At 65.2% G+C, this 23573-nt stretch carries 22 protein-coding genes and 1 riboswitch; of the genes, 21 read left to right on the forward strand and 1 reads right to left on the reverse strand.

Annotation, left to right across the window (positions count from 1 at the left end; translation table 11 throughout):
• The 18 genes from RMO57_RS00620 to cobT all read left to right on the forward strand — a co-directional run.
• Positions 1 to 466: 50S ribosomal protein L25 (locus RMO57_RS00620; RefSeq protein WP_310383291.1), on the forward strand; the 466-nt coding region annotated here is incomplete at its 5' end.
• Between the two features lie 103 nt (positions 467 to 569).
• Positions 570 to 1196, forward strand: a complete 627-nt coding sequence (pth, locus tag RMO57_RS00625) for an aminoacyl-tRNA hydrolase (protein ID WP_310383293.1) — start codon at positions 570 to 572, stop codon at positions 1194 to 1196.
• On the forward strand, positions 1196 to 1654 hold the full coding sequence (locus tag RMO57_RS00630; RefSeq protein WP_310383295.1) for a hypothetical protein: 459 nt from the start codon (positions 1196 to 1198) through the stop codon (positions 1652 to 1654). Before pth ends, RMO57_RS00630 begins: the two co-directional genes overlap by 1 nt.
• Positions 1651 to 1890, forward strand: a riboswitch (cobalamin riboswitch). (Overlaps the previous gene by 4 nt.)
• Before the next feature lie 83 nt (positions 1891 to 1973).
• Positions 1974 to 3899 (forward strand): TonB-dependent receptor plug domain-containing protein, encoded by a 1926-nt coding sequence (locus RMO57_RS00635; protein ID WP_310383297.1) that lies wholly within the window; start codon positions 1974 to 1976, stop codon positions 3897 to 3899.
• A gap of 5 nt (positions 3900 to 3904) precedes the next feature.
• Positions 3905 to 4465, forward strand: coding sequence for a bifunctional adenosylcobinamide kinase/adenosylcobinamide-phosphate guanylyltransferase (gene cobU / locus RMO57_RS00640; protein WP_310383299.1), 561 nt, complete (start codon positions 3905 to 3907; stop codon positions 4463 to 4465).
• Positions 4465 to 5382: an ABC transporter substrate-binding protein gene (locus RMO57_RS00645; RefSeq protein WP_310383300.1), complete on the forward strand. Its 918-nt coding sequence runs from the start codon at positions 4465 to 4467 to the stop codon at positions 5380 to 5382. Before cobU ends, RMO57_RS00645 begins: the two co-directional genes overlap by 1 nt.
• The gene (locus RMO57_RS00650) at positions 5379 to 6383 is read left to right on the forward strand and encodes an iron ABC transporter permease (RefSeq protein ID WP_310383302.1); all 1005 of its coding nucleotides are present in this window, start codon (positions 5379 to 5381) and stop codon (positions 6381 to 6383) included. Before RMO57_RS00645 ends, RMO57_RS00650 begins: the two co-directional genes overlap by 4 nt.
• The gene (locus RMO57_RS00655; RefSeq protein ID WP_310383303.1) at positions 6380 to 7141 is read left to right on the forward strand and encodes an ABC transporter ATP-binding protein; all 762 of its coding nucleotides are present in this window, start codon (positions 6380 to 6382) and stop codon (positions 7139 to 7141) included. The genes RMO57_RS00650 and RMO57_RS00655 overlap by 4 nt, the downstream gene beginning before the upstream one ends.
• Positions 7138 to 8463: a cobyrinate a,c-diamide synthase gene (locus RMO57_RS00660; RefSeq protein ID WP_310383305.1), complete on the forward strand. Its 1326-nt coding sequence runs from the start codon at positions 7138 to 7140 to the stop codon at positions 8461 to 8463. Before RMO57_RS00655 ends, RMO57_RS00660 begins: the two co-directional genes overlap by 4 nt.
• Entirely contained in the window at positions 8453 to 8917 is a 465-nt protein-coding gene (locus RMO57_RS00665) for a MotA/TolQ/ExbB proton channel family protein (protein WP_310383306.1), read from the forward strand. Before RMO57_RS00660 ends, RMO57_RS00665 begins: the two co-directional genes overlap by 11 nt.
• A 79-nt stretch (positions 8918 to 8996) precedes the next feature.
• A complete protein-coding gene (locus RMO57_RS00670) occupies positions 8997 to 9308 on the forward strand; it encodes a DUF2149 domain-containing protein (RefSeq protein WP_310383307.1) in 312 nt (103 codons plus the stop codon).
• On the forward strand, positions 9305 to 13273 hold the full coding sequence (gene cobN, locus RMO57_RS00675) for a cobaltochelatase subunit CobN (protein WP_310383308.1): 3969 nt from the start codon (positions 9305 to 9307) through the stop codon (positions 13271 to 13273). The genes RMO57_RS00670 and cobN overlap by 4 nt, the downstream gene beginning before the upstream one ends.
• Positions 13270 to 13947, forward strand: a complete 678-nt coding sequence (gene bluB / locus RMO57_RS00680) for a 5,6-dimethylbenzimidazole synthase (RefSeq protein ID WP_310383310.1) — start codon at positions 13270 to 13272, stop codon at positions 13945 to 13947. The genes cobN and bluB overlap by 4 nt, the downstream gene beginning before the upstream one ends.
• Positions 13937 to 14506 (forward strand): cob(I)yrinic acid a,c-diamide adenosyltransferase, encoded by a 570-nt coding sequence (cobO, locus tag RMO57_RS00685; RefSeq protein ID WP_310383312.1) that lies wholly within the window; start codon positions 13937 to 13939, stop codon positions 14504 to 14506. Before bluB ends, cobO begins: the two co-directional genes overlap by 11 nt.
• Positions 14506 to 15441 carry an adenosylcobinamide-phosphate synthase CbiB gene (cbiB, locus tag RMO57_RS00690; RefSeq protein ID WP_310383315.1) on the forward strand — a complete coding sequence of 312 codons (936 nt, stop codon included), beginning with the start codon at positions 14506 to 14508 and terminating at the stop codon, positions 15439 to 15441. Before cobO ends, cbiB begins: the two co-directional genes overlap by 1 nt.
• Before the next feature lie 38 nt (positions 15442 to 15479).
• Entirely contained in the window at positions 15480 to 16451 is a 972-nt protein-coding gene (locus tag RMO57_RS00695; RefSeq protein ID WP_310383316.1) for an aminotransferase class I/II-fold pyridoxal phosphate-dependent enzyme, read from the forward strand.
• The gene (locus RMO57_RS00700) at positions 16448 to 17974 is read left to right on the forward strand and encodes a cobyric acid synthase (RefSeq protein ID WP_310383317.1); all 1527 of its coding nucleotides are present in this window, start codon (positions 16448 to 16450) and stop codon (positions 17972 to 17974) included. Before RMO57_RS00695 ends, RMO57_RS00700 begins: the two co-directional genes overlap by 4 nt.
• Before the next feature lie 15 nt (positions 17975 to 17989).
• Positions 17990 to 19027: a nicotinate-nucleotide--dimethylbenzimidazole phosphoribosyltransferase gene (gene cobT / locus RMO57_RS00705; RefSeq protein WP_310383319.1), complete on the forward strand. Its 1038-nt coding sequence runs from the start codon at positions 17990 to 17992 to the stop codon at positions 19025 to 19027.
• 149 nt (positions 19028 to 19176) lie between these two features.
• Here cobT and RMO57_RS00710 read toward each other — a convergent pair whose 3' ends face one another.
• A complete protein-coding gene (locus RMO57_RS00710) occupies positions 19177 to 21123 on the reverse strand; it encodes a methyl-accepting chemotaxis protein (RefSeq protein WP_310383321.1) in 1947 nt (648 codons plus the stop codon).
• 261 nt (positions 21124 to 21384) lie between these two features.
• Here RMO57_RS00710 and RMO57_RS00715 point away from each other — a divergent pair, with 261 nt between their 5' ends.
• From RMO57_RS00715 to RMO57_RS00725, 3 genes are all read left to right on the forward strand, one after another.
• Positions 21385 to 22182, forward strand: a complete 798-nt coding sequence (locus RMO57_RS00715; protein WP_310383322.1) for an adenosylcobinamide-GDP ribazoletransferase — start codon at positions 21385 to 21387, stop codon at positions 22180 to 22182.
• Positions 22172 to 22708, forward strand: a complete 537-nt coding sequence (locus tag RMO57_RS00720) for a histidine phosphatase family protein (RefSeq protein WP_310383323.1) — start codon at positions 22172 to 22174, stop codon at positions 22706 to 22708. The genes RMO57_RS00715 and RMO57_RS00720 overlap by 11 nt, the downstream gene beginning before the upstream one ends.
• Positions 22709 to 22916: 208 nt before the next feature.
• Positions 22917 to 23573: alpha/beta hydrolase (locus RMO57_RS00725; RefSeq protein ID WP_310383324.1), on the forward strand; the 657-nt coding region annotated here is incomplete at its 3' end.

The following is a 23573-nucleotide window of genomic DNA, read 5'->3' on the forward strand; positions in this document are numbered from 1 at the left end:
AGCCTTCCACAGCACCATTCTCGAAATGGAACTGGCTGGCAAGGTCGAGCAAGTGTTGCTGCGTGACTTCCAGATGCACCCGTACAAGCCGCAAGTGCTGCACACGGACTTCCAGCGCGTTGACGACACGACCAAGATCACCAAGAAGGTGCCCCTGCACTTCGTGGGCGAAGAGACCTCGGCCGCCGTCAAGACCGACTCTTTTACCGTCAATCACGTGATCACCGAATTGCTGATCACCTGCTTGGCCAAGCAATTGCCCGAGTTCATCGAGGTGAACCTGGCCGGCCTGACCAAGGGTCACTCGGTGCACATCAATGACCTGACATTGCCAGCCGGCGTCAAGGTCGTCACGCACGGCAAGCCAAACCCGGTGGTTGCCACGCCGGTTGATCCAGTGGCGGAAGAAGTCATCGTGGTTGCCGCAGCGCCCGTCGACGACGGCAAGAAGAAGAAGAAGAAATAAGTAATTCTTCCTCCTCCTTGTATGTTCAAAAGGCCCTGCTCTGCGGGGCCTTTTTGCATTGAAAGCCTACTCACACACCCGGCTACGGCCATAAACTCACGACATGATTCGACTCTTTGTTGGCCTCGGCAATCCAGGCAGTGAATACGAGCACACGCGCCACAACGCGGGCTTTTGGTGGATTGATGAGCTGGCTCGCAAACTCGGCGCCTCGCTGCAGGTCGAGCGCAATTACTACGGCCTGTGTGCCCGCGTCAACAACGCGCCAGGTGCTGCGGGGCCGATCTGGCTGTTGCAGCCGATGACCTTCATGAATTTATCCGGCAAATCGGTCGCACCCTTGGCTAGATTTTTCAAAATTGCGCCCGAAGAAATTCTCGCCATCCATGACGAGCTGGACCTGGAGCCGGGCCAGATGAAGTTCAAGCAGGGCGGCGGCAATGGCGGCCACAACGGTTTAAAAGATATGCAGGCCCAACTTGGTTCGGCCAATTTCTGGCGCTTGCGTCTGGGCATCGGCCACCCCGGGCACAAAGACGAGGTGGCAGGCTATGTGCTGCGCAAGCCGCCGCTGACCGAGCGGCAACTGCTGGAGGACTGCATAGCCAAATCGATGCAATCGGTGGAGCTGATGTTGGCGGGTCAGCTGGACAAGGCCTTGGCCAAGATCCACGCCAAGCCGCCGCGGCCAAAGCCCGAGAAGCCAGTGGCCTTGAGCGAAAGCCCCTGATGAAGCTTGCGCCCCTGCTGCTGCTGGCAGCCGTGCTAACGGCTTATGTCGGCGCAGCTGCGGCGCAATCAAAAACTCGGACCATCCCGATCTACCGCTGCGGCCCGGATGGCCGCGATCTGCGCGACTCGCCCTGCCCGGCCAACGCCGGAGCGAGCGCTTCGCAGCTGCTGTTTGACCAGCCCAGCGCCGGGCAAGCCCAAGCCAGCAAGGACATGGTCGCGGCCGACACCAAGCGCGCCAATGACCTGGAAAGAGCCCGGCTAAAAAAGGAGGCCGAAGCAGACCGGCGCAATAACAAGGTCGTCGGCATTGACGGGCTCAAGCCACTCGGGCCGACGCCCGCGGCGGCCAGTGCGGCCAAGGCGCAAGCGCCCGCGTCTGCCAAGTCCCCAAAGCCACCGAAACCTCCAAAACACCCAAAGCCGCCGACAAAGACTGCCACTCAGGCCGGTTAGAATCGGCCGCTGTTGGTGCTCGCGCAGAACCTCAAATCTGCGCAGTTAAACGGGAATCAGAACGGCAACGCTCCCACGGAGCAAGCCCAAACTGAGCTGTCCCCGCAACGGTAAGTGGACGGAACGCATCAGCGTTTCAAGGCCTGTCAATATTCCACTGGTGCTTTTCAAGCGCTGGGAAGGACACAGGTTTCGCTCCACCAGCCCGGATACCGGCCAACAACGTGGAGAGCTGCGGCCTTTTTTGGCCAAGGCATTCCGTTCCACAGGATTTCAGCGGGTGAGCTGATTCCTGGTTGTTTTTTGCGTCCTATCCCTGATGAACATATTTACTCGGCGTGCTGCACGCCCCGACTTTCGCGCGCCCGTTGCCGTGAAGGCGCCCTTCGCATTGGCACTCTTGGCCAGCCTGCTCCACAACCCCGTGCTAGCGCAGACCAACCCAGGCCCCGGCCCCAACAAGCTCGGCGCCGTCGTCGTGACCGCGACCCGCAGCCCGCAACTGCTGAGCGAGGTGCTGTCCGACGTCACCGTACTGAGCCGCGCCGACATCGAGCGCCAGGCGATCGGCAGCCTGGCCGATCTTTTGCGCAGCCAGCCCGGCTTCGAGATGCTGCGCAACGGCGGCCCCGGCGCCAACACCAGCATGTTTGTGCGCGGTGCCGACACCCGCCACACCGTCGTCATCATCGACGGCCAGCGGATTGATTCCCAAGCCAGCAGCGGCGCCTCCTGGCAAGCGATTCCTTTGGCTCAAATCGAGCGGGTCGAAATCGTGCGCGGCGCGGCCAGCGCGATCTGGGGCTCGGATGCGATCGGCGGCGTGGTGCAGATCTTCACCCGCAAGGGCGACAGCAAACCGCAGATCGACCTGGGCGTCGGCGCCGGCAACCGCGGCTTGGTCAAGATGGACGCAGCGATCAGTGGCCTGAGTGGCATGTTCGACTACGCCCTCTCGGTGGCCGGCGAGCAAAGCAATGGCTTCAACGCCCGCCCCGTCCTCAACGACCCCAAATACACGCCCGACGACGACGGCTACCGCAACCGCAACGCCAGCCTGCGCCTAGGTGCCCAGCTGAACGCCGCCCACCGGCTGGACCTGACCGGCCTGGTCAGCCATGTGGACGCCGACTACGATGCCACGCCCAAGCCCAAGACCGATGACCAGACCATCTCCGACACCCGCGCCCTGCGGGCCGGCTGGTCGGCGCAATGGAGCCCCGAGCTGAACAGCAATTTCAGCGTCGGCGAATCGATGGAGCGCTACGAAACCCGGCCCAGCCCCTACGTGACCGAGACCAAGCTGCGCAGCTACGCCCTGGGCGGCAGCTACAAGCTCGGCGGCGGCCAGCTCAACGGCCTGCTGGAGCGCCGCGAAGACCGGCTCGACAACACCGGCCTGTCCGCCAGCCCCACGCCGGGCAAGGCTGAGCGCCATCAAGACGCCATCGGTGCCGGCTATATCTGGGGAACGGGTCCGCTCTCGCTGCAACTACACGGCCGCCATGACAAGGACAGCGAGTTCGGCGGCAGCGAAACCGGCACCGCGGCCATCGGCTACCAGGTCGCGCCGCAGTGGCGCGTGCTGACGTCGGTCGGCTCCGCCTTCCGCGCGCCCTCGCTATACCAACGTTTCAGCGACTACGGCAACCCCAAGCTGATCCCCGAAGAAGGCAAGAACGCCGAAGTAGGCCTCAAGTTCAGCCAAGGCGTGCACGCGCTGGGCCTGACCGTCTACCGCAATCTGGTCGACAACCTGATCATCTTCGGCGCGCCCGGCCTGTGCAAGAGCGAGTTCGGCTGTTATCAAAACGTCAGCCAGGCGCGTCTGCAAGGCCTGACCCTGACGGCCGCTACCGCCCTGAGCGGCGTGCGCCTGAGCGGCTCGCTCGACCTGCAATCGCCCAAGGATGTAACCGACAGCGCAGGCTACAAAAACTACGGCAAGCTGCTGGCCCGCCGCAGCAAGCAGCACGGCGTGCTGCGAGCCGACACCGATCTGGGCGGCTGGGCGCTGGGCGCGCAGATCTTGGCCAGCGGCATGCGCTATGACGATGCGGCCAATACCAAGCGTTTGGGCGGTTATGCCTTGCTGGGTCTGGACGCGCAGTACAAGCTCGGCCGCGATCTGCAGCTGCAGCTGAAGCTGGACAACGCCTTCGACAAGGCCTATCAAACGGCCGGCGGCTACGCCAGCGCACCGCGCCAGATCTTCATCGGTCTGCGTCACGGCATTTCGTTGTAAGCAGCATGGCGGCCCAGCACCAGCTGATCGTCGGCGGCCAGCGCAGCGGCAAGTCACGCCAGGCCGAGCGGCTGGCGCTGGCTTGGGGCTCGGCTGCCAGCGGCCATCAAGTGACGGTCATTGCCACCGCCCGGGCCTTGGACGGCGAGATGCAAGCGCGCATCTCGCGCCACCAGCAAGACCGGCCCGCCGGTTTTGCCACGGTGGAAGCGCCGCTGCAGCTGGCTGCGGCTTGCCAAGCTAATGCTGATCCAAAACGGCTCTTGCTGGTCGACTGCCTGACTCTGTGGCTGACCAATTGGTTGATGCCGATGTCGGGCAAGCCTGACTTGGCCGGCTGGGAGGCCGAGTTGCAGGCGCTGCTGGATGTCTTGCCTAGTCTGGCTTCGCCGGTGCTGTTTGTCTCCAACGAGGTCGGCTGGGGCGTCTCGCCGATGAGCCGCGAGGCGCGTTTTTATGTCGATGAGTTGGGGCGCTTGAATCAGCAAGTGGCCCTGCGCTGTCAAGACCTGACCCTGATGGTGGCCGGCCAGGCCTGGACCCGCAGCGTGGAGAAACCTGTTTGATGAAGAAAATTCTGTCTCTCCTGTCACTGCTGTCGTGCTTGGCCCATTCGGCCCAGGCCGCCATCACCATCAAAGATGATCGCGGCGTCAGCGTCAGCCTGCCCGAGGTGCCCAAACGCATCGTCAGCCTTTTGCCCTCACTGACCGAGACCATCTGCGCTTTAGGCGAGTGCGCGCGCCTGGTCGGCACCGATCGCTTCTCCAACTATCCCGCCAGCGCGATGGCTCTGCCCAAGCTGGGCGGTATGGAGGACACCAGCATCGAGGCCTTGGTGGCGCTGAAGCCCGATGTGATCGTGCTGGCGATCTCCTCGCGCCTGACCGACCGGCTCGAAGCGCTGGGGCTGAAGGTGGTGGCGCTGGAACCCAAAACATTGGGCGATGTGCAGCGCGTGATGACGACGCTGGCACAGCTGCTGAACAAGCCCGATGAGGCCAAGCGTCTGTGGACACAGATCGACGCAGCCATCAACAAGCAAGCCGCCGCGCTCATGCCCGCCGCGCGCGGTTTGCTGGTCTATTACGAAGTCGACAGCGCGCCCTATGCCGCCGGTACGCAGTCTTTTATGGGTGAAATCCTGACCCGCTTGGGCGCGCGCAATATCGTGCCGGCCGAGCTCGGACCCTTCCCCAAGCTAAACCCCGAATTCGTCGTGCGCGCCGACCCGCAAGTCATCATGGTCGGCCAGCGCAGCGCGCCCGGCCTGCCGCAGCGGCCCGGTTGGGGCAATATCCGCGCCGTCAAGGATCAAAAACTCTGCGTCTGGGTGCCGGCCGAATCGGACATGCTGGTGCGCCCCGGCCCCCGCATGGCCGAAGCCGCCGCACTGATGGCGCGCTGCCTGAGCGAGGCCGCCAGCGGCCCGGTGGCGCTGCCGACCACCCCCTTCAAAGCGCCGCCCGGAGGCATGCGTTGAGCCAACGAAACATCGCTCCGGCCTTGCCCTGGCTCTTGCTCTTGCTCGGCCTCGGTTTGCTGGGCCTGGGCCTGGCCATCGGCAGCACCGGCTGGAGCCCTTGGTTTGAACAAGCGGACCCTGCTATGCGCCAGATCCTCTGGGACATCCGCGCGCCGCGCTCGATCGGCGCCTGGCTCGCCGGCGCGCTGTTGGCGCTGGCCGGAGCGATCGCGCAGGGCCTGTTTCGCAACCCGCTGGCCGATCCCTATCTGCTCGGCTGTTCGGCCGGCGCGACCCTGGGCGTGGCCCTGCTGTTGGCCATGATTGGCATGTCACCCGCCGCCACCGCGCTGGCGCTGCGCATCGGCATGACGGGTGCGGCCTTTGCCGGTGCCACCCTGGCGGTGCTGTTGACGCTGCTGTTGGCACGCGGTGCCGAACAATCGATACGGCTGCTGCTGGCCGGCGTGGTCGTCGGCATGGTGTTGGGTTCGGCCTCGTCGCTGATCACGTTGATGAGCCCCGACATCATGCGGGCGATGCTGTCCTTTATGTTGGGCAGCACCGGCTTTGTCGGCTGGAACGCCGTGCTCATCATGGCCGTCGTGTTCGTGCTTTGTTTGGCTGTGGCGCTGGCTTGCAGCCGCAGCCTGGACGCCCTCTCCTTGGGCGAAGCCACCGCCAGCTCGCTGGGCGTGCGCCTGAAAATGGTGCGCCTGAGCCTGATCGCCGCGCTGACGCTGGCCACCGGCGCGGCGGTGGCGCAGTGCGGCTTGATCGCCTTTGTCGGCCTGGTCGCACCGCATCTGGTGCGCAGCTGGGGGCCGATCACGCACCGCAGGTTGTTGCTGTTAGCACCGCTGACCGGCGGCGCGCTGCTGTTGGCGGCCGATATCCTGGCCCGCTGGGTGATCTCGCCGCAGGAGCTGCCGGTCGGCGTCATCACCGGCCTGCTCGGCGGCGGCTATCTGCTCTGGCTGATGCACCGCCGCCCGCAAAGCCTGCGAGGCCACCGATGAGCGCCATGCTGAGTCTGCGACTGTGCGGTTTGAAACTCGGCGGCAAGACGATTCTGCAGCCGCTGCAATTGGACGTCAGGCCGGCTTGCTGGACGGCGGTCGTCGGCCCCAATGGCGCGGGCAAGTCGACGCTGCTGAGCGCCTTGGCCGGGCTCTTGCCGTTTGACGGCGAGCTGAGCCTGCAGGGCCGTGGCTGGGCGACTTGGCACAGCCGCGAGCGGGCCCGCGTGCTTGCGTGGTTAGGCCAGAACGAGACCAGCGCCGACGATCTCTCGGCCGAGGATGTGGTGATGCTCGGCCGGCTGCCGCACCAAGCCTGGTTGGCGCCGGCCAGCGCGCAAGACCACGCCGAGGTCGAACGGGCCATGCGCCAAACGCAGAGCTGGGACTGGCGCGCGCGTGCGCTGTCCAGCCTTTCGGGGGGCGAGCGCCAGCGCGTGCTGCTGGCGCGAGCGCTGGCCGTGCGCGCCAGCGTGCTCTTGATGGATGAGCCGCTGGCCCATCTGGACCCACCGCACCAAAGCGACTGGGTGCAGATAGCTCGCGAACTGGCCGGTGCCGGCGTCGCCGTGGTGAGCGTGCTGCACGAGCTCAATATCGCCTTGCAGGCCGATGTGCTGGTCGTGATGGACGGCGGCCACATCGTTCATCAAGGTGCGCCGCACGAGCCGAGCACCCATGCGGCGCTGCAGCAAGTGTTCCAAAACCGTTTGCTGATCCTGCCCTTGCAAGGGCGCTGGTTGGCCTTGAACGCATGAAAGAAAAAAACTGCAAAGCGCTGCTGATCAGCGCCCCATCCTCCGGCTCGGGCAAGACCAGCGTTACGGCCTCGATCGCGCGCTGGCATGCACGGCTTGGCCTGAAGGTGCGCGTCTTCAAGACCGGCCCCGACTATCTGGATCCGATGGTCTTGCAGCGCGCCAGTGGCCACCCGGTCTATCAACTCGACCTCTTCATGGGCGGGCTGGAGCATTGCCGTGCGCTGCTGGCCGAGGCGGCCCTTGATGCTGACCTGATCCTGGTCGAGGGCGTGATGGGCTTGTTCGACGGCAAGCCCAGCAGCGCCGACCTCGCCGCCGCTTTTGGCCTGCCGGTGCTGGCCGTCATCGACGCCTCGGCGATGGCGCAGACCTTCGGTGCGCTGGCGCTGGGCCTGCAGAAGTTCCGCAGCGATATTCAGTTATGCGGCGTGGTCGCCAACCGCGTCGGCAGCGCCGGTCACGGCGTGATGGTCGGCGAAGGCCTGCCGGACGACCTGCCCTTGATCGCCGCCCTGCCCCGTGATGCCTCGCTGACCTTGCCCGAGCGCCATCTGGGGCTGGTGCAGGCGATCGAACTGCCGGGGCTGGACGCACTGCTGGACGGCTGGGCCGATGCCTGGGGTGCGGCCGTCGCGCCAGGCTTCGAGTTCGAGGCCGTGCGCTTCGAGCCTCAGCCAGTCTTCGCCACGTCGCCACTCCTGCTGGGCAAGCGCATCGCGGTCGCCCAAGACGCCGCCTTCAGCTTCATCTATCCAGCCAATCTGGATTGCCTGCGCGCACTCGGCGCCGAGGTGCTCACCTTCTCGCCGCTGCAGGGCCAGAGCTTGCCGGACTGCGACGCGCTTTGGCTGCCGGGCGGCTACCCGGAGCTGCACGCCGAAACCCTCAACCAACATCCGAGTTTTTTTGCCGACCTGCGCCGGCATCTGGCCGCAGACAAGCCGCTGTTGGCCGAATGCGGCGGCATGTTGTGCCTGGCCATGTCCTTGACCGATGGCGCCGGCCGGCTGCACCCGATGGCCGGCATTTTGCCCGGCCAGGCGATGATGCAAAGAAAGCTCTCGGCCCTGGGTTTGCAAAGCATCGCTTGGCCAGAGTGCGAGCAAGGGAGCCCGCTGCGCGGCCACACCTTTCACTACTCAAACTTGGCCACGCCGCTAGCACCCATTGCCACCGCCAGCAATCCCAATGCCGGCAAAGCGGCTGAAGCGCTGTATCAGCAAGGCAGCTTGCGCGCCAGCTACATACACCATTACTTCCCCTCCAACCCGGCAGCTATTGCCGCCTTTTTCCTGGGTGACAAATCCTATGTTTCTTGAAGCCGGGTTTTCCCAAATTGCCCAAGCGCTGTTGTGGCCGGTGCTGTGCCTGGTCGGCCTGGGTTTTGTGTTCGCGCTCTGGTCGGTCGGCGCGGTGCTGATGGAGGCCGTGCAGCGCTGGCGCAACCCGGCCTTCCAGGCGCTGCGTCACGCACCCGACACGCCGCTGGAGCACCTAGAGCTGCAGGTGGTCCGCCAGTTAGAGCCGCTGCGTCTGCTCGGCCGCGTCAGCCCGCTGTTGGGCCTGATCGCCACCATGGTGCCGCTCGGCCCCGCGCTGCAAAGCGTGGCAGCCGGCCAAGGCCAACAAGCGCTGGCGGTATTCAGCGGCGCGTTTGCCGGCGTGGTCTTGGCGCTGGCGGCGGCCGCCGTCGGCCTGGTCGTGTATTCGGTGCGCCGGCGTTGGTTGATGACCGAGTTGGTGGCGATCCGCATGAGCAGGTCCAAGGCATGACCGCCCCCACGCTCACTTCGTTCGCTGCCCCCCGAGGGGGTGCCGGACTCCTTTGGGGCGGCCCGGCAGGAGTCCGCGCATGAAACACCTGTCGATTCTGTCCGAAGAAGACGATGACCCGATGCTGTCGGCCGTCAATCTGGTCGACGTCTTTCTAGTGTTGGTGGTGGCCTTGCTGACTGCGGTCGCCTTGCAACAGCAACAAGCCGACAACACCACGGTGATCAAGCGCCCCGGTGAGCCGGACATGGAGATCATCGTGCGCAAGGACGGCAAAGAGATCAAGTACAAGGGCAATGGCGGCAGCAGCGAAGGCCAGGGCGTGCGGGCAGGCGTCGCCTACCAACTCAAGGACGGCAACATCATCTATGTGCCCGAGGCCAAGCCTTGAGAGCACTCCTGCTCTTGTTCCTGCTCGGTCTGTTCGCGCCCTTCTCGCAAGCGGCCAGCACACCGCCCCGCCTGCTCTGGCTGAGCATGGACATCACGCCCGCCGCCCGCCATGCCTTGATTGAAAGCGCGGCCGCCAAGGCCAGCTTCGAGCTGATGGCGCTGGACTACCCGCTGCGCAGCACGGCGCTGGACGCGACCCAAACACGCACGCTTGAGGCCAGCCTCAAGCGTGCGCAAATGATCTGGATCGACGCGCCCCACGCCAGCGTCGAGGCCAAACTCAAGTCCTTGCTGGGCACCAAGCTGCCGGCCAAGAACGTCATCTGGATCACCGCCGGTGAACCTGGCCCTAACGACAACTCGCTGCGGGCCTTTTTGCAAGCCGGCGGGCCAAGCAATACCGCCACGGCGTTTGCGATCGCGCAGGCGCAGATGGACGGCAAGCCCCTCATCAATATCGCGCCCCCGACTCTGCTGGCACAGCGCGGCCTCTACCACCCGGATGCCCCCAAGCTATTCGCCAATGCCACTGAGGTAAGGCGTTGGGCCGACGGTCGTGGGGACCACCGCCCGGCCGTCGCCTTGCTGCTGCACCGCTACCATTTCGTACATGGCGCAACCGCCTGGGTCGATGACTGGCTGCGCCGCTTCGAGGCCAAGGGCCTGCTGGCTTACGCAGTCTTCAGCTCACACCTGGCGGGCGACTCGCTGGCGGCCTTGATGGAAGACGCGCCCGGGCATTTGCACGCCGGCGTCATCGTCACCCATGCGCTGCTGCCGCAGGCCGGCGCCATGCAGCCGCTGTTCATACGCTGGGGTGCACCGGTCCTGGCGACGCAACCGTTCCGCACAGGCGACGCGGCAGCCTGGGCCGCCAGCGAAACCGGCCTGCCGCAGAGCGATCTGCCGTTTTACTTTGCCCAGCCCGAGGCGGCCGGGGCGATCGATCCCGTGCTGGTCGTGGCGCATGCCAAAGGTGGGCGCGAGCCGCAGCTGATAGGGCCGCAGGCCGACGCGGTGGCGGCCAAGGCGGCCCGCCTGATCGCCTTGCAGACCAAGCCGGTGGCGGACAAGCGGCTTGTTGCCTTTGTCTACAACTACCCGCCCGGCGGCGACCATTTCGGGGCCAGCTTTTTGAACGTGCCGCGCAGCCTGGAGAGCACGAGCAACGGGCTCTTGGCGGCCGGCTACCGGGTCGAGCCGCTGGCCGAGGCTGAGTGGATTGCCCAATTGAAGCCGCTGATCGCCGCCTACTACCCCGGCGCAGATCTGGCGGGATTATTGGCCCGAGACCAGGCCGGTGCCTTGCCCTTGGCCGACTATCAGACCTGGTTCAATTCGCTGCCCCTTGCGCTGCAACAGCGTGTGAGGGCACGCTGGGGCGAGCCGGCCAGCAGCCGCTACATCGTCACGCAGCAAGGCACACAGGTGTTCGTGATTCCGCGCCTGCAACGCGGCCACTTGGTCGTGCTGCCGCAACCGCCGCGCGAGGAAACCCTGCGCCAGGGCCAGGACCCGTTTATGCACAAAAGCAAGACGCCCTTGTCGCATCACTATCTGGCCGTCTATCTGTGGGCGCGGCTGCAATTCAAGGCCGACGCGCTGATCCACTTTGGCACCCACGGCACGCAGGAATGGGCACCCGGCAAGCTGCGCGCACTGGACGTGTTTGACGAAGCGCTGCTGCCGCTGGGCGACCTGCCCGTCGTCTACCCCTATATCGTTGACAACCTCGGCGAGGCGCTGACGGCCAAGCGGCGCGGCCGCGCGCTGATGATCAGCCACCGCACGCCCAGCTTCGCGCCGGCCGGTTTTAATGCCCGCATGGCGACCATGCACGAGCTGATGCACGAGTGGGAAACGGTCGATGCCGGCCCGACCCGCATGGCGCTGGAGCGCCAGATGGTGGCGGCCTTTGTCGAGCACCAGCTGCACCGCGACCTGGGCTGGACGGCCGCGCAGATCAGCGCCAACTTCAGCGGCTTTTTGGAGCTGCTGCATCCCTATCTGGACCGCCTGGCGCAAAGCTCACAGCCGCAGGGGCTGGCGGTATTCGGTCAGGTGCCGGACGCCGCCGCAAGACGCGGCACGATTCTGCAGGTGCTGCGCCAGCCGCTCATCGATGCCTTGGGCGAGGACATCGACGAGGCCTTTTTGATCAACCATCAAGGCGTGGCCACATCCCGGCCGGCGCGCTGGTTGGAAGTGGCTTTGCAAGACGCCGTGGCCGCATCGAACTTGGATCTCAGGCCCGCCGAAGTAGCCGGTTACGTCCCTAACCGCGCGGCCCGCAAGGCTATCGACACGCCGGCGCTGCTGAAGTTAGCCCTGCGTGCACAGGAGCTGGAGGAAAAGTTGGCGACCGAAGGCGAATTGCCCGGTTTCTTGAGTGCCTTGAGCGGCCGCTTCGTGCCGGCGGCTTACGGCGGCGATCCGATCCGCAACCCCGACAGCCTGCCGACGGGGCGCAATCTGGTCGGCCTCGACCCCAGTCGTTTGCCGACCAAGCAAGCGTTTGAAGTCGCGAAAGCCTTGTTCGCGACTTGGTATGCCGAGCAGGGAAGCAAAGCGCCGCAACGCCTGGCCTTGTCGCTGTGGGCCGGCGAGACGCTGCGCCACCAAGGTTTGATGGAAGGCCAGGCGCTGGCCGCTTTGGGCGTGCAACCGATTTGGGACGACAGCGGCCGCCCGACCGGCGTGCGCGTGCTGCCTTTGGGCGAGTTGGGCCGGCCGCGCGTTGACGTGTTGCTGAGCATCACCGGCTCCTACCGCGACCAGTTCCCGGCGCTGATGACGCTGCTGGATCAGGCGGTGGCCGCAGTCGCCGCCGCCGAGCCCGACAACGCGATCAATCGCAACACCGCCAAGGTCGCGGCCGAGCTGCGCGGCAAGGGCTTGAACAAAGTCGAGGCTCAAGCGCTCGCCCAGGCCCGAGTGTTTGGCAATGCGACGGGAGACTACGGCACCGGCGTCTCGGACGCCGTGCAGGCCAATGGTTTGAAGGCCGATGACGCGCGGCTGGGCCAGTTGTTTTTGCAGCGCATGAGCCAGCCCTATCTGAACGGTGAGCCGCTCAAGCTGAGTCAACCGGCCGTCGCCGGACAAGCGCTCGGCGCGCACCTGAAACAGACCGACGCGGCGCTGATGTCGCGCAGCTCGCATCTGTACGCGATGCTCAGCTCGGATGATCCGTTTCAGTATCTGGGCGGCTTGTCGGCGGCGGCCAAGGCGGCCGGCCGGCCTCAGGGTTTGAGTTTGCACGTCAGCCAGTTGCAGGACGCCAGCGAGGTCCAGACCGAAAGTGCCGCGCGCTCAATCGCACTCGAAATGCAGAGCCGCTATCTGCATCCGGGTTGGTTGAAGGCGCAAAAGGCCGAGGGTTACGCCGGCACGCTGCAAGTGCTGAAGGCGGTGCAATTCGCCTGGGGCTGGCAGGCGGTGGCGCCCGAGACGGTGCGGCCCGACCATTGGCAAAGCCTTTACGACACCTTGGTGCGTGACAAGCAAAATCTCGGCCTGCCGCAATGGCTGAACCAGAACAAACAAGCCTATGCGCAGGCGCTGGAGCGGATGGTGCAAGCCGAGCGTCTGGGCTATTGGAAGCCCAATGCCGCGACCCGCAGCGAGCTGGCCGCGACCTATCAGGCCTTGACGCATGACGCCCCGCTGCACCAGGAATTGAGCGCCGTGCGGCAATGGAGCGCGGAGCAATTGCAGCAGGCGGTGGTGGCTGTCGCCGCCCAACCGGCACCCCAAATCAAGCCATCAGCAGCCACGCCGCCCACCCAACGCGGCCTGCTTTTGCAGGCCCAAGCAACGCCTGCTCCCGCCCAGCAAGCAACAGCGCCCGCGCAGATTTCACAAGCGCTGGCCTGGGTCGCGATGGCCCTGGCTGTGAGTTTGGGCGCCGCCTGGCAAGGTCGCCAGGTGCCGCGCCAACGCTTGCAAGGAACCCGCACATGAACCCCCAATATCGTTTCAGCGCGGCCGAGCAGTCCAACTTTTACGAGCTGGTGGGCGCGCGGCGTGACTGCCGCCATTTCAAGCCCGGCGAGCAGGTCGAAGCGGCCCAGTTGCAGCGCATCTTGCAGGCCGGCTATCAATCGCCGTCGGTCGGTTTGATGCAGCCCTGGCGCTTGCTGCGGATTGCCGATGCCGGCCTGCGCGAGGCATTGACGGCCTGCGTCGAGCTTGAGCGTCAGGCCACGGCTGCGGCCTTGGGACCGCGCAGCGATGAATTCATGCGCCTCAAGGTTGAGGGCCTGAAGGACTGTGCCGAGATCCTGGCCCTGGTGCTGGCACCGGACGACGGCACCGTGTTTGGCCGTCGAACGCTGGCCGCCGAAATGGCGCTGGCGTCGGTCGGCTGCATGGTGCAAAACCTCTGGCTGGCCGCCCGCGTCGAGAATCTGGGGCTTGGCTGGGTTTCGATGTTCGAGCCCGCCGAGGTCGGCGCTTTGCTACGTCTGCCGGCCGGCGCGCAGGCGCTGGGCCTGCTCTGCTTAGGCGCAGTGGATGAGTTTTACCCAGCACCGATGCTGACGCTGGAAGGCTGGCGCGAGCCGCGTCCACTGGATCAAATGATGTACACCGATTACTGGCCCGACGGCCCGGAAAGAACAAGTCATGGAAATTGAACAACCCCCGATCGACCGCGAACGCGTGATCCCCACGGCCGAGCGGCGCGGCCTGATCCTCGTCCACACCGGCAACGGCAAGGGCAAGAGCACCGCCGCCTTCGGCCTGGCCCTGCGCGCGCATGGGCGCGGCAAGACGGTGAAGATTTATCAGTTCATGAAGGTGCCCAGCGCCCGCTTCGGCGAGCACCGCATGTTTGAAGCTTTAGGCGTGCCGATCGAAGGGCTGGGCGACGGCTTCTCGTGGAAGAGCAAGGACCTGGAGCATTCCGCCCAGCTGGCCCGCGACGGCTGGGTCAAGGCGGAAGCCACGATTCGTGCCGGCGAGACCTTTCTGGTCGTGCTGGACGAGATCATGTATCCGCTGCGCTATGGCTGGCTGCCGCTGGAGCCGGTCTTGCAAGCGCTGCGCGAGCGGCCCGCCCACGTGCATGTGGTGCTGACCGGACGTAACGCGCCGGACGAGCTGATTGAGCTGGCCGACACCGTCACCGAGATGCTGATGGTCAAACATCATTTCAAGGCCGGCGTGCCGGCGCAGCGCGGCATCGAAGACTGATGGCCTGGCTCTTGCCCATCGCAATGCTGGCGGCCTTGGTCGTTGATCGCATCTTTGGCGAGCCGCCGGCGCGCTGGCACCCGGTCGTCGGGATGGGCTGGTTTCTGGGCTTGTTCTCCAAGCGCTTGCTGACGCTGGCACCGGCCGCAGCTTTCAGCGCCGGGGCCCTGATCTGGTGCGTCGGCGCGATCAATGTCGGCCTGCTGGCGGCGGTTTTAGAGACCTCGCTGATCTACGCCTTCAAGCCCTGGGAAGGCTGGCTAGGTTTGGCTGGATGTGCGCTGCTCTTGGGCCTACTCTTGAAGCCGCTGCTGGCCTGGAGAATGCTCAGCGACGAGGTCGGCGCGGTGGAGGCGGCGCTGGCGGAATCGCTGCCGGCCGGCCGCGCGCGTTTGGCCCGCTTGGTCAGCCGCGACACCGCCAACTTGAGCGCGGCTGAGGTGCGCGAGGCGGCCATCGAGACGCTATCAGAGAACCTCAACGACTCGGTCGTCGCACCCTTGTTCTGGTTCATGCTGGCGGGCCTGCCGGGGGCGGCGATCTATCGCTTTGCCAACACGGCCGATGCGATGTGGGGCTACCGGGGTGAGTGGGAATGGGCCGGAAAATGGGCAGCGCGTGCCGATGATTTGCTGTCCTGGCTGCCGGCACGCATCACCGGTTTGGCCCTGCTGGGTTTCAACTTCAAGCGATGGCCGGCACTGGTACAACAAGCCCGCCACACGCCGTCACCGAACAGCGGCTGGCCGATGGCGGCGATGGCTCTGATCTTGAACACCCGCCTGGCCAAGCCGGGCGTCTATGTGCTGAACGAAGCCGGCGCCGAGGTAGCGCCCGGCGATTTGGCCCGGGCGCAAGGCTTGGCCCTCAGAGCGCTGCTGATCTGCGCCGCCCCGCTTGCCGGCGGTGCCGCCGCGCTGCGAGGTTTGCTGTGATTGCTGAGCACGGCGGCAGCGACAGCGGCCCCGCCCCCATGCATGATTTCTCCAGCAATGCCAGTCCGCTCGGTCCCCCGCCGGCTTTGCTGAACGCGGTCTTGGCCGCCGACCGCGGCCGTTATCCCGACCCTGACTATCAGGTCTTGCGCGAATATCTGGGCGCGGCCGAGGGCGTGGATCCTGCACGCGTGCTGCCGGCGTCGGGCGGCGCCGAGGCAATTCGCCGACTCAGCCTTGCAGCCATGCTCAGCGGCCTGCGCCAGGTCTGGGTGCCGCAGCCGGGCTTTGGTGACTATGCAGCGGCCGCCCTGGCCCTGGGCCTGCAAGTACACCGTTACGCCAACGTGGCCGAACTGTGCCTGGCCTTGGCGGAGCCCGCGCTGGTGTGGGTCTGCGAGCCCTGCAACCCGACCGGCGACAGCCTTGGCAGCGACGACTGGCTGGCCTTGGACGCCGCGCTGCAGCGCAGCGGATCAAGCTTGGCCGTCGACAGCGCTTATGAGCCGCTACGACTGATGGGTGCCAGCCAACTGCCGCCGCACTTGGCCGAGCGGGCCTGGCGCTTGATTTGCCCCAATAAAGCACTCAGCCTGACCGGCGTGCGCGCCGCCTTTATGCTGGCACCCGCTTCGGAGTCCTTGGCAGAACAGGCTCGCCATGTCGCGCCAAGCTGGGTCTTGTCCAGCGAAGGCGTCGCTCTGCTGATGCACTGGCATAGCGCGGAAACCCAAGCGCATTTGCGCCAGGTCAGGCTGCAACTGCGCCTTTGGCGAGACACTCAACACGCCTTGCTGGCCGACTTGGGCTGGCAGCAGCAAAGACCGACCAGCACCAACTTCTGGCTGGCCAAACCCCAACAAGCCGACTTGCTTGCTGCGCTGCGCGAACGCGGCATCAAGCTGCGCGACGCCAGCTCGTTTGGCCTGCCCGGCTGGCTGCGGCTATCAACCCAATCGCCCTTGGCTCAAATGGCTTTGCAACAAGCAATCAAGGACATCATTCAATGACAGCCAAAGCAGTGATGGTGCTGGGCACCACCAGCGGAGCGGGCAAGAGTTGGCTGGCCACGGCGCTGTGCCGTTACTACGCCGACAAAGGCCTCAAGGTCGCGCCGTACAAGGCTCAGAACATGAGCAATAACGCACGCGTGGTTATGTGCCCCTGGCCTGCGGGTACGCAGGCGGCCCCCCGAGGGGACACGGCCTCGCTTGGGAGCGGCCCGGCGCTCGGCCCGGGCCTGTACGGCAAGATGGGCGAGATCGGCAGCGCCCAGTATTTCCAAGCGCTGGCTGCCCGGCGCACGCCCGAGGTACGCATGAACCCGGTGCTGCTCAAGCCCGAAAAGGACACCGCCACGCAGGTGATCGTGCTGGGCGAGGTGGACAGCGAGTTGACCGACATGCCCTGGCGCGAGCGCAGCGAAAAACTTTGGCTGCGCGCCCGCCCAGCGCTGCACGAGCTGCTGGCCGAGAACGATGTGGTCGTGATCGAAGGCGCGGGCTCGCCGGCCGAGATCAATTTACATAGCAGCGACTACGTCAATATGCGCACCGCGCTGGAGGCGAATGCCGCCTGCCTGCTGGTCACCGACATCGACCGCGGCGGCGCTTTTGCCCATTTGTTCGGCACGCACCAATTGCTGCCTGCGCATGAGCGCGCTTTGATCAAGGGTTATGTGCTGAATCGCTTTCGCGGCGACGCCGCCTTGCTGGCACCCGGCCCGGAGCAATTGCAGGCGCTGACGGGGGTGCCCACCGTCGCGGTGCTGCCGATGTGGCGCGGCCATGGCTTGCCCGAGGAAGACGGCGTGTTTGACGACAGCGTCACCGGCACCGGGCTGCGAATCGCCATCGTCGCCTACCCGCGAATGTCCAATCTGGACGAGTTCCAGCCGCTGCGCTCGCTGCCGAATGTGCGCCTGAGTTGGGCCCGCACACCGGCGCAACTGGAGGGCGCCGACTGGATCATCCTGCCGGGATCGAAGGCGGTGGCGGCCGACCTGGCCTGGCTGCGCGCGCAAAAGCTCGATCTGGCGATCGCCCAGCATGCGGCGGCAGCAAGGCCGCTGCTGGGCATTTGCGGCGGCCTGCAGATGCTCGGTGAGAGCCTGCTCGATCCCTATCAGCTGGACGGCAACGCGCCCGGTCTGGGCCTGCTGCCGCTGGTGACCCAGTTCGAGCGCGACAAGCTGCTCAGCCCTTGCCGATTGCAATTCGGTGGCCTGACCGGTGCTTGGTCGCCGCTGAATGGCGTGCAGGCTGGCGGTTATGAAATTCACCATGGCCGCACCGTCCAGCACCCGGCCATGGCCGCCGCGACCGTCGCCGTGCGCAATCAACAGGGCGAGCCGATTGGCTGGAGCCAGGGCCAGGTGCTGGGCTGTTATGCCCATGGCCTGTTCGAGCAGGACAGCGTGATGCGCGCCTTGTTCGGCGCCGAGCAGCCCGGCCTGGACACGGTCTTCGACGGCCTGGCCGCCTATATAGACAAGCACTTTCAGCCCGGCGTGCTGATGGGCCTGCTCACTTGATTCAACCCAACTCCTATGCAAAACCTGATCCCCACCATCCCCTCGCTGCAAGACCTGACCCTTCAAGCTGCGCTGCAGCGCCGCATCGACGGCAAGACCAAGCCACTCGGTGCCTTGGGTCAGCTGGAGCACCTGATGCTGCGCATCGGCCTGATCCTGGGTAGCGAGACGCCGGTGTTGCGCGAGCCGCAGCTGATGGTGTTTGCCGGCGACCATGGGTTGGCGCGGCAAGGGGTGTCGGCCTACCCCAGCGACGTGACCTGGCAGATGGTCGAGAACTTCCTCGCCGGCGGCGCGGCAGTCAGCGTGCTGGCGCGCCAACATGGCCTGAGCCTGACCGTGGTGGACGCCGGCGTGGCGCATGAGTTCGCGCCGCGCGCCGGACTGGTGATCGCCAAGGTGGCAGCCGGTACGGCCGACAGTTCGGAACAACCGGCGATGACGACCGAGCAATGCGCAACAGCCATCGCCACCGGCAAGCATCTGCTGGCCCAGCGGCCGGGCAACGCCTTGCTGCTCGGCGAGATGGGCATAGGCAACACCTCCAGCGCCACCTTGCTGTTGGCGCGCCTGCAGAACTTGCCCATCGAGCAGTGCACCGGCCGCGGCACTGGGCTGGATGACGCGGGCCTGCAACGCAAGATCGAAACGCTGGGCGCCGTGCTGCAACGGCACGCCTTTGCTGTCGAGCCACTGCAAGCCTTGGCGGGCTTTGGCGGCTTCGAGATCGCGATGATGGTCGGCGCGGTGCTGCAGGCAGCGCTGGAGCGGCGCGTCATCGTCGTCGACGGTTTTATCGCCGGTGCGGCCGTGCTGGTGGCGGCGCGGCTGCAGCCGGCCGTGCTGGAGCGCTGCGTGTTTGCGCACCGCTCGATGGAAGCGGGCCACCGCTTGATGCTGGAGGCGCTGGACGCCGAGCCACTGCTGGACCTGGGCCTGCGCCTGGGCGAAGGCTCGGGCGCTGCGCTGGCTTGGCCCTTGCTGCAATCAGCCTGCAAAATTTTGAGCGAGATGGCCAGCTTCGAGTCCGCCGGGGTCAGCAAGCAAGATTGATTGATTGATTGATTGATCGAGAACCATCACACAGCGGGCAAGTCTTCGAAAAATATTCCGTCTATCGGTCGCCAAAAGCGTGGCCAAAATCGAATCCACGGCTTTCGCACAATCCCTAGGAGCCTGTCGCCTGCCGTCTGCCGTCTGCCTCAATAACCCGGCGTGCCCTTGTCGGCCATCTTGAAGGTTCCCACCAGGTTCAGCAGACGCTCGGCTTGGTCCTGCAGGTTTTGACCGGCGGCGGCCGATTGCTCGACCAAGGCGGCGTTTTGCTGCGTCAAATCATCCATATGGGTGACCGCCTGATTGATCTGCACCAGGCCGCTGCTTTGCTCGGCCGAGGCGGTGCTGATGCGCTCAACCATGGCGGCCAGGCTGCGGATGGCGTCGACCGACTGCTGCATGGTGCTGCCGGCGTCAACGACCAGCTTGACGCCGCCATCCACCCGCACGACGCTGGCGTCTATCAACTGCTTGATTTCCTTGGCGGCTTCGGCACTGCGCTTGGCCAGGCCACGCACCTCGGACGCCACCACGGCAAAACCACGCCCTTGTTCGCCGGCGCGGGCCGCCTCGACGGCAGCATTGAGCGCCAAGATATTGGTCTGGAAGGCGATGCTGTCGATCACGCCGATGATGTCAGCGATCTGGCGGCTGCTGGTCTCGATCCCCCGCATGGTGTCCACCACCTGCTGCACCGCCGCGCCGCCCTGCGTGGCCAAATGGCTGGCACGTTGGGCCAGCTGCGCTGCGCTGGCGGCTTCGCCGGCATTGCTGCGCACGGTGCCGGTCAGCTCCTCCATCGAGCTGGCGGTTTGCTCCAGCGCCGAGGCTTGTTGCTCGGTGCGCTGAGATAAATCATTATTTCCCTGCGCCAATTCCCTGGAGGCGGTGGCCACCTGGGCTGCATTGCCGCGCACCTCGCCGACCACGCCGCGCAGGCTGTCGCGCATACTCAACAGCGCCTTCACCAACTGGCCGATCTCATCCTCGCTCTGACTGGTCAAATCGCCGCTCAAGTCGCGCTCGGCGATTTGCTGTGCCAGCACGACGGCCTGACTGAGCGGCCCTGTGATGGCGCGCGAAATGCTGCGCCCGGCCCAATAGACGCAGGCGCCCAAGAGCGCCAGCAAGCCCCAAACGGTCCAATTCGCTAGGTGCAAGTTATCAACGCGGTGCGTGAGCAGTTCATTCAACTCGGCGGTGGCCAGTTCGCCGACGCCGAACATGGCGTCGATGGTCTGGGTGTAGCTGGCGATGTACTCAGCCGGCGGGAGTTGCAACTCTTCCTTATCGATCAACTCTTGCTTCGTCAAGGTCAGCGAGCCCTGAACTGAAGCTTCCAGAGCCGCCACCTTGGCGGCCAGTTTGCGCTCCAACTCAGGCGCGGCGGCAAAGCTCTTGCGGAACGCCACGACCGCCGCGGTATGCGATTCGCTGGCTTGCTGCAGCAGGCCGGCCAGAGTGGATTGGCCCGTCGGGCTGATCTTGCCTTCGGCCAGAAAACCGGTGCCGCGGGCTCGCACTTGCCCCAGCGCCTCGGTGGCAATGGGCAATTTAAGCAGCGCCGCATTGATCAGAAAATAGGACGCCGCCTCGGGGTCCAGGATCAGCCCCGATTGATCGATCAGTTGGTCAAGCAAGCTGAAATACATCGCGATCAGCTTGGCATGCTGGGTGCTGCTTTCGGCCGCCGTCAGCTTGCGCCCGGACACATCGGCGTCAAGGCTGGTCCAAGCCGACTTGGCGGCCGCCCAGTCGCGCCGCAGCGGTTCGGGCAGACTGGCCGGCGCCAACATCGGCGTCAGGCGCTCAAACTGCTGCTTGACCTCCGCCTGCTTGTTGTCGCGCGGGCCGCTTGAGGCGCCATTGCCGCCCAGCACAGCCGCCGACAGGCCGCGGTGCTGCTGAGTCAATTGGGTCAGTTTGATCAGTTGGCGGGCCGGCTCAATGCCGTCCAGCTCGGCTTGCGTAACCCGCAGCAGCTCGTTGCCCTGTTTGATTTGAAAGCCTGCCGGGATGCTCATTGCCAGCACCACCATGATGGTCAGCAACAGCAATTTTCGACGGATGGTCAAACCTCTGATCAGATTCATGGACTTTTTCCAACCCTGACCGCAGGGCATTAAATGGTGGATGTGCGCTCGCTGGGCTGTGCCGGCCTGCAAGACCGAAAGGCGCGTCGATGCACCCACAGACTGCGCCCGTCGACGGCAACGCTTTTTTGCATTGTGCTGTCATGACGCGGCCTTTGATGCGCTAAACAGGCGGTGCATTCTGACCCGCGGCCACCACGTAAACTGTCGCCGCTCCTACCTCTATTGAACCATCCGTCGCACCCGCAGCTGCCTCCTCCTATGCGCCCTCTTCTGCACGAACTGCGCCTTTTCTTCATCGCTTTGCAGTTTTTCAGCCGCTGCCCGACGCCGGCCTGGGTGGGGTTCGAGCCCATTTGGTTGCAGCAATGCGCGCGCCATTTCCCGGCCATCGGTTTGTTCGTTGGCGCCTTCGCCGCCGCGGTGCTCTGGCTGGCTTTGTGGCTGTGGCCGCCGGCCATCGCCGTGGGCCTGAGCATGGCCGCCAGTGTCTGGCTGACCGGCGGTTTCCACGAAGACGGTTGGGCCGACACCTGCGACGGCCTCGGTGGCAGTGTCAGCCGCGAGAGGGCGTTGACCATCATGAAGGACTCGCGCATCGGCAGCTATGGCTCGCTCGGTTTGATCCTGATGCTGGGCCTGAAGGCGGCGGCGCTGTTCGCACTGGTTGAAGCCAGCCCCGAACTGGCGGTGTTGCTGACGATCTGGGCCCACGCTGCGTCGCGCGCCGCACCGGTCTGGCTGATGCACAGCCTCAGCTATGCCGGCGACGCCGAGCATGCAAAAGCCAAGCCGCTGGCGACGCAAGCCAACGGTGTGACGCTGAGTGTCGCTTTCGCCTGGGTTGTGGCGGCCGGCATCGGTCTGCTGCTCTTGATGCCGTTTTTATTGCCCAGTGTGTTGTTGGCGCTGCTGAGTGCCGCCGGGCTAACGCTTTATATGCAGGGCTGGCTGGACCGCCGCTTGGGCGGCTACACCGGCGACAACCTCGGTGCCACCCAGCAGGTGGTGGAACTTGGCGTGTTGCTAAGTTTTGTGGCGCTGCTGCATGTCTTCTGAAAGCCTGCGGGTCTGGCGGCATCCCCGCCCCGCGGGTGCTGCGGGCCGCTGCATCGGCGCCGGCACCGATCTGCCGGTGCATTGGCGGGCCGCCAAGCGCTTGGCCAGGCGGATTCAGAAGCTGGCGCAGCGCGAGCACCTGCCCAAAATCATCTACAGCTCGCCGCTGCGCCGCTGTGCCGAGGTAGCTGCCTGGCTCAAGGCCTGGGGCTGGCAACACCATCAAGACCCGGCCCTGTTGGAGCTGGACTTTGGTGCTTGGGACGGCCGCGCTTGGGACCACATCGCGCGCACCGAGGTCGATGCCTGGGTGGCTGACTTTGTCAGCTACGCACCGGGCGGCGGCGAATCACTTGCGGAACTGCTTGAGCGTGCCGGCAACTGGCACCCGCAGCAGGGCTGCCTGGTGGTCAGCCATGGTGGCTGGATGTTGGCCAGGCGTTGGGTCAACGAGCAGGGTCAGGTCTTGCCGACTGCTGCTGCTTGGCCCAAACCGCCGGCCTACGGAGAACTTTGGCGGATCTAGTTATCGGGGGGTGTGGCCGCTTTTGGCTTCCGCTGAGGCCGCTTTTGTTGAGGCCCTCGCTGAAAGCAGCCCTTTTCAACTGGCGCGTCGCAGTGCCGCTCACCGTCTGGGTGGTCAACGTCAAGTTCGCGTCGCAATTTTCGGCTGCCTACTTTCGTTCAGCCCGCACAATCACGGGGATGTTGAATGATCTTTTAAGGATTCTGCTATGGACGCCCTCAAGCGCAACAACGTAAAAGTGCTGGGGGCTGCTGGCCCCGTCCTGCTTTACGCGCACGGCTTTGGCTGCAGCCAGCAAATGTGGAACCTCATCACGCCGGCTTTCGCGGGCAGTCATCAACAGATCCTGTTTGACTATGTCGGCAGCGGCCAGTCCGAATTGGCTGCCTTCGACAAACGCCGCTATGCGAGCCTGGACGGCTACGCACAAGACGTGCTGGACGTGTGTGATGCCCTCGGGCTCAGCGAGGGCGTGACTTTTGTGGGCCATTCGGTCAGCTGCAGCATCGGCATGCTGGCCTCCATCGCTAGGCCCGGCTTGTTTGAGCGCATGGTCTTGGTGGCGCCTTCGCCTTGCTTTTTGAACCACCCGCCCGAGTATCTCGGTGGCTTTGAGCGCGAGGACCTGGAAGGCTTGCTCGCACTGATGGATCAAAACTATATGGGCTGGGCCAGCTATCTGGCCCCAATGGTGGCTGGGCAATCGGGAGCCGGCGCGGTGGCGGGCACCCTTTCTGAGAGTTTTTGCTCCACCGACCCGCTGGTGGCGCGCGTGTTTGCCCAAGCCACTTTCTTTACCGACAACCGGGCAGACCTTGCCCACATGAAAACACCCTGCCTGATCCTGCAGCACAGCCGAGACGCG

Origin of the sequence: Roseateles sp., assembly GCF_031397715.1 — a bacterium.
Taxonomy (GTDB): domain Bacteria; phylum Pseudomonadota; class Gammaproteobacteria; order Burkholderiales; family Burkholderiaceae_C; genus Paucibacter_A.

Bases quoted from the DNA above. Each gene is read 5' to 3' on its own strand.
- pth (WP_310383293.1), top strand. From the start codon at position 570: ATGATTCGACTCTTTGTTGGCCTCGGCAATCCAGGCAGTGAATACGAG.
- bluB (WP_310383310.1), top strand. From the start codon at position 13,270: ATGAACCCCCAATATCGTTTCAGCGCGGCCGAGCAGTCCAACTTTTAC.
- cobT (WP_310383319.1), top strand. From the start codon at position 17,990: ATGCAAAACCTGATCCCCACCATCCCCTCGCTGCAAGACCTGACCCTT.
- RMO57_RS00670 (WP_310383307.1), top strand. From the start codon at position 8,997: ATGAAACACCTGTCGATTCTGTCCGAAGAAGACGATGACCCGATGCTG.
- RMO57_RS00645 (WP_310383300.1), top strand. From the start codon at position 4,465: ATGAAGAAAATTCTGTCTCTCCTGTCACTGCTGTCGTGCTTGGCCCAT.
- RMO57_RS00655 (WP_310383303.1), top strand. From the start codon at position 6,380: ATGAGCGCCATGCTGAGTCTGCGACTGTGCGGTTTGAAACTCGGCGGC.
- RMO57_RS00715 (WP_310383322.1), top strand. From the start codon at position 21,385: ATGCGCCCTCTTCTGCACGAACTGCGCCTTTTCTTCATCGCTTTGCAG.
- cbiB (WP_310383315.1), top strand. From the start codon at position 14,506: ATGGCCTGGCTCTTGCCCATCGCAATGCTGGCGGCCTTGGTCGTTGAT.
- RMO57_RS00720 (WP_310383323.1), top strand. From the start codon at position 22,172: ATGTCTTCTGAAAGCCTGCGGGTCTGGCGGCATCCCCGCCCCGCGGGT.
- RMO57_RS00630 (WP_310383295.1), top strand. From the start codon at position 1,196: ATGAAGCTTGCGCCCCTGCTGCTGCTGGCAGCCGTGCTAACGGCTTAT.
- cobU (WP_310383299.1), top strand. From the start codon at position 3,905: ATGGCGGCCCAGCACCAGCTGATCGTCGGCGGCCAGCGCAGCGGCAAG.
- RMO57_RS00695 (WP_310383316.1), top strand. From the start codon at position 15,480: ATGCATGATTTCTCCAGCAATGCCAGTCCGCTCGGTCCCCCGCCGGCT.
- RMO57_RS00700 (WP_310383317.1), top strand. From the start codon at position 16,448: ATGACAGCCAAAGCAGTGATGGTGCTGGGCACCACCAGCGGAGCGGGC.
- RMO57_RS00635 (WP_310383297.1), top strand. From the start codon at position 1,974: ATGAACATATTTACTCGGCGTGCTGCACGCCCCGACTTTCGCGCGCCC.
- RMO57_RS00660 (WP_310383305.1), top strand. From the start codon at position 7,138: ATGAAAGAAAAAAACTGCAAAGCGCTGCTGATCAGCGCCCCATCCTCC.
- RMO57_RS00710 (WP_310383321.1), bottom strand. From the start codon at position 21,123: ATGAATCTGATCAGAGGTTTGACCATCCGTCGAAAATTGCTGTTGCTG.
- RMO57_RS00665 (WP_310383306.1), top strand. From the start codon at position 8,453: ATGTTTCTTGAAGCCGGGTTTTCCCAAATTGCCCAAGCGCTGTTGTGG.
- cobO (WP_310383312.1), top strand. From the start codon at position 13,937: ATGGAAATTGAACAACCCCCGATCGACCGCGAACGCGTGATCCCCACG.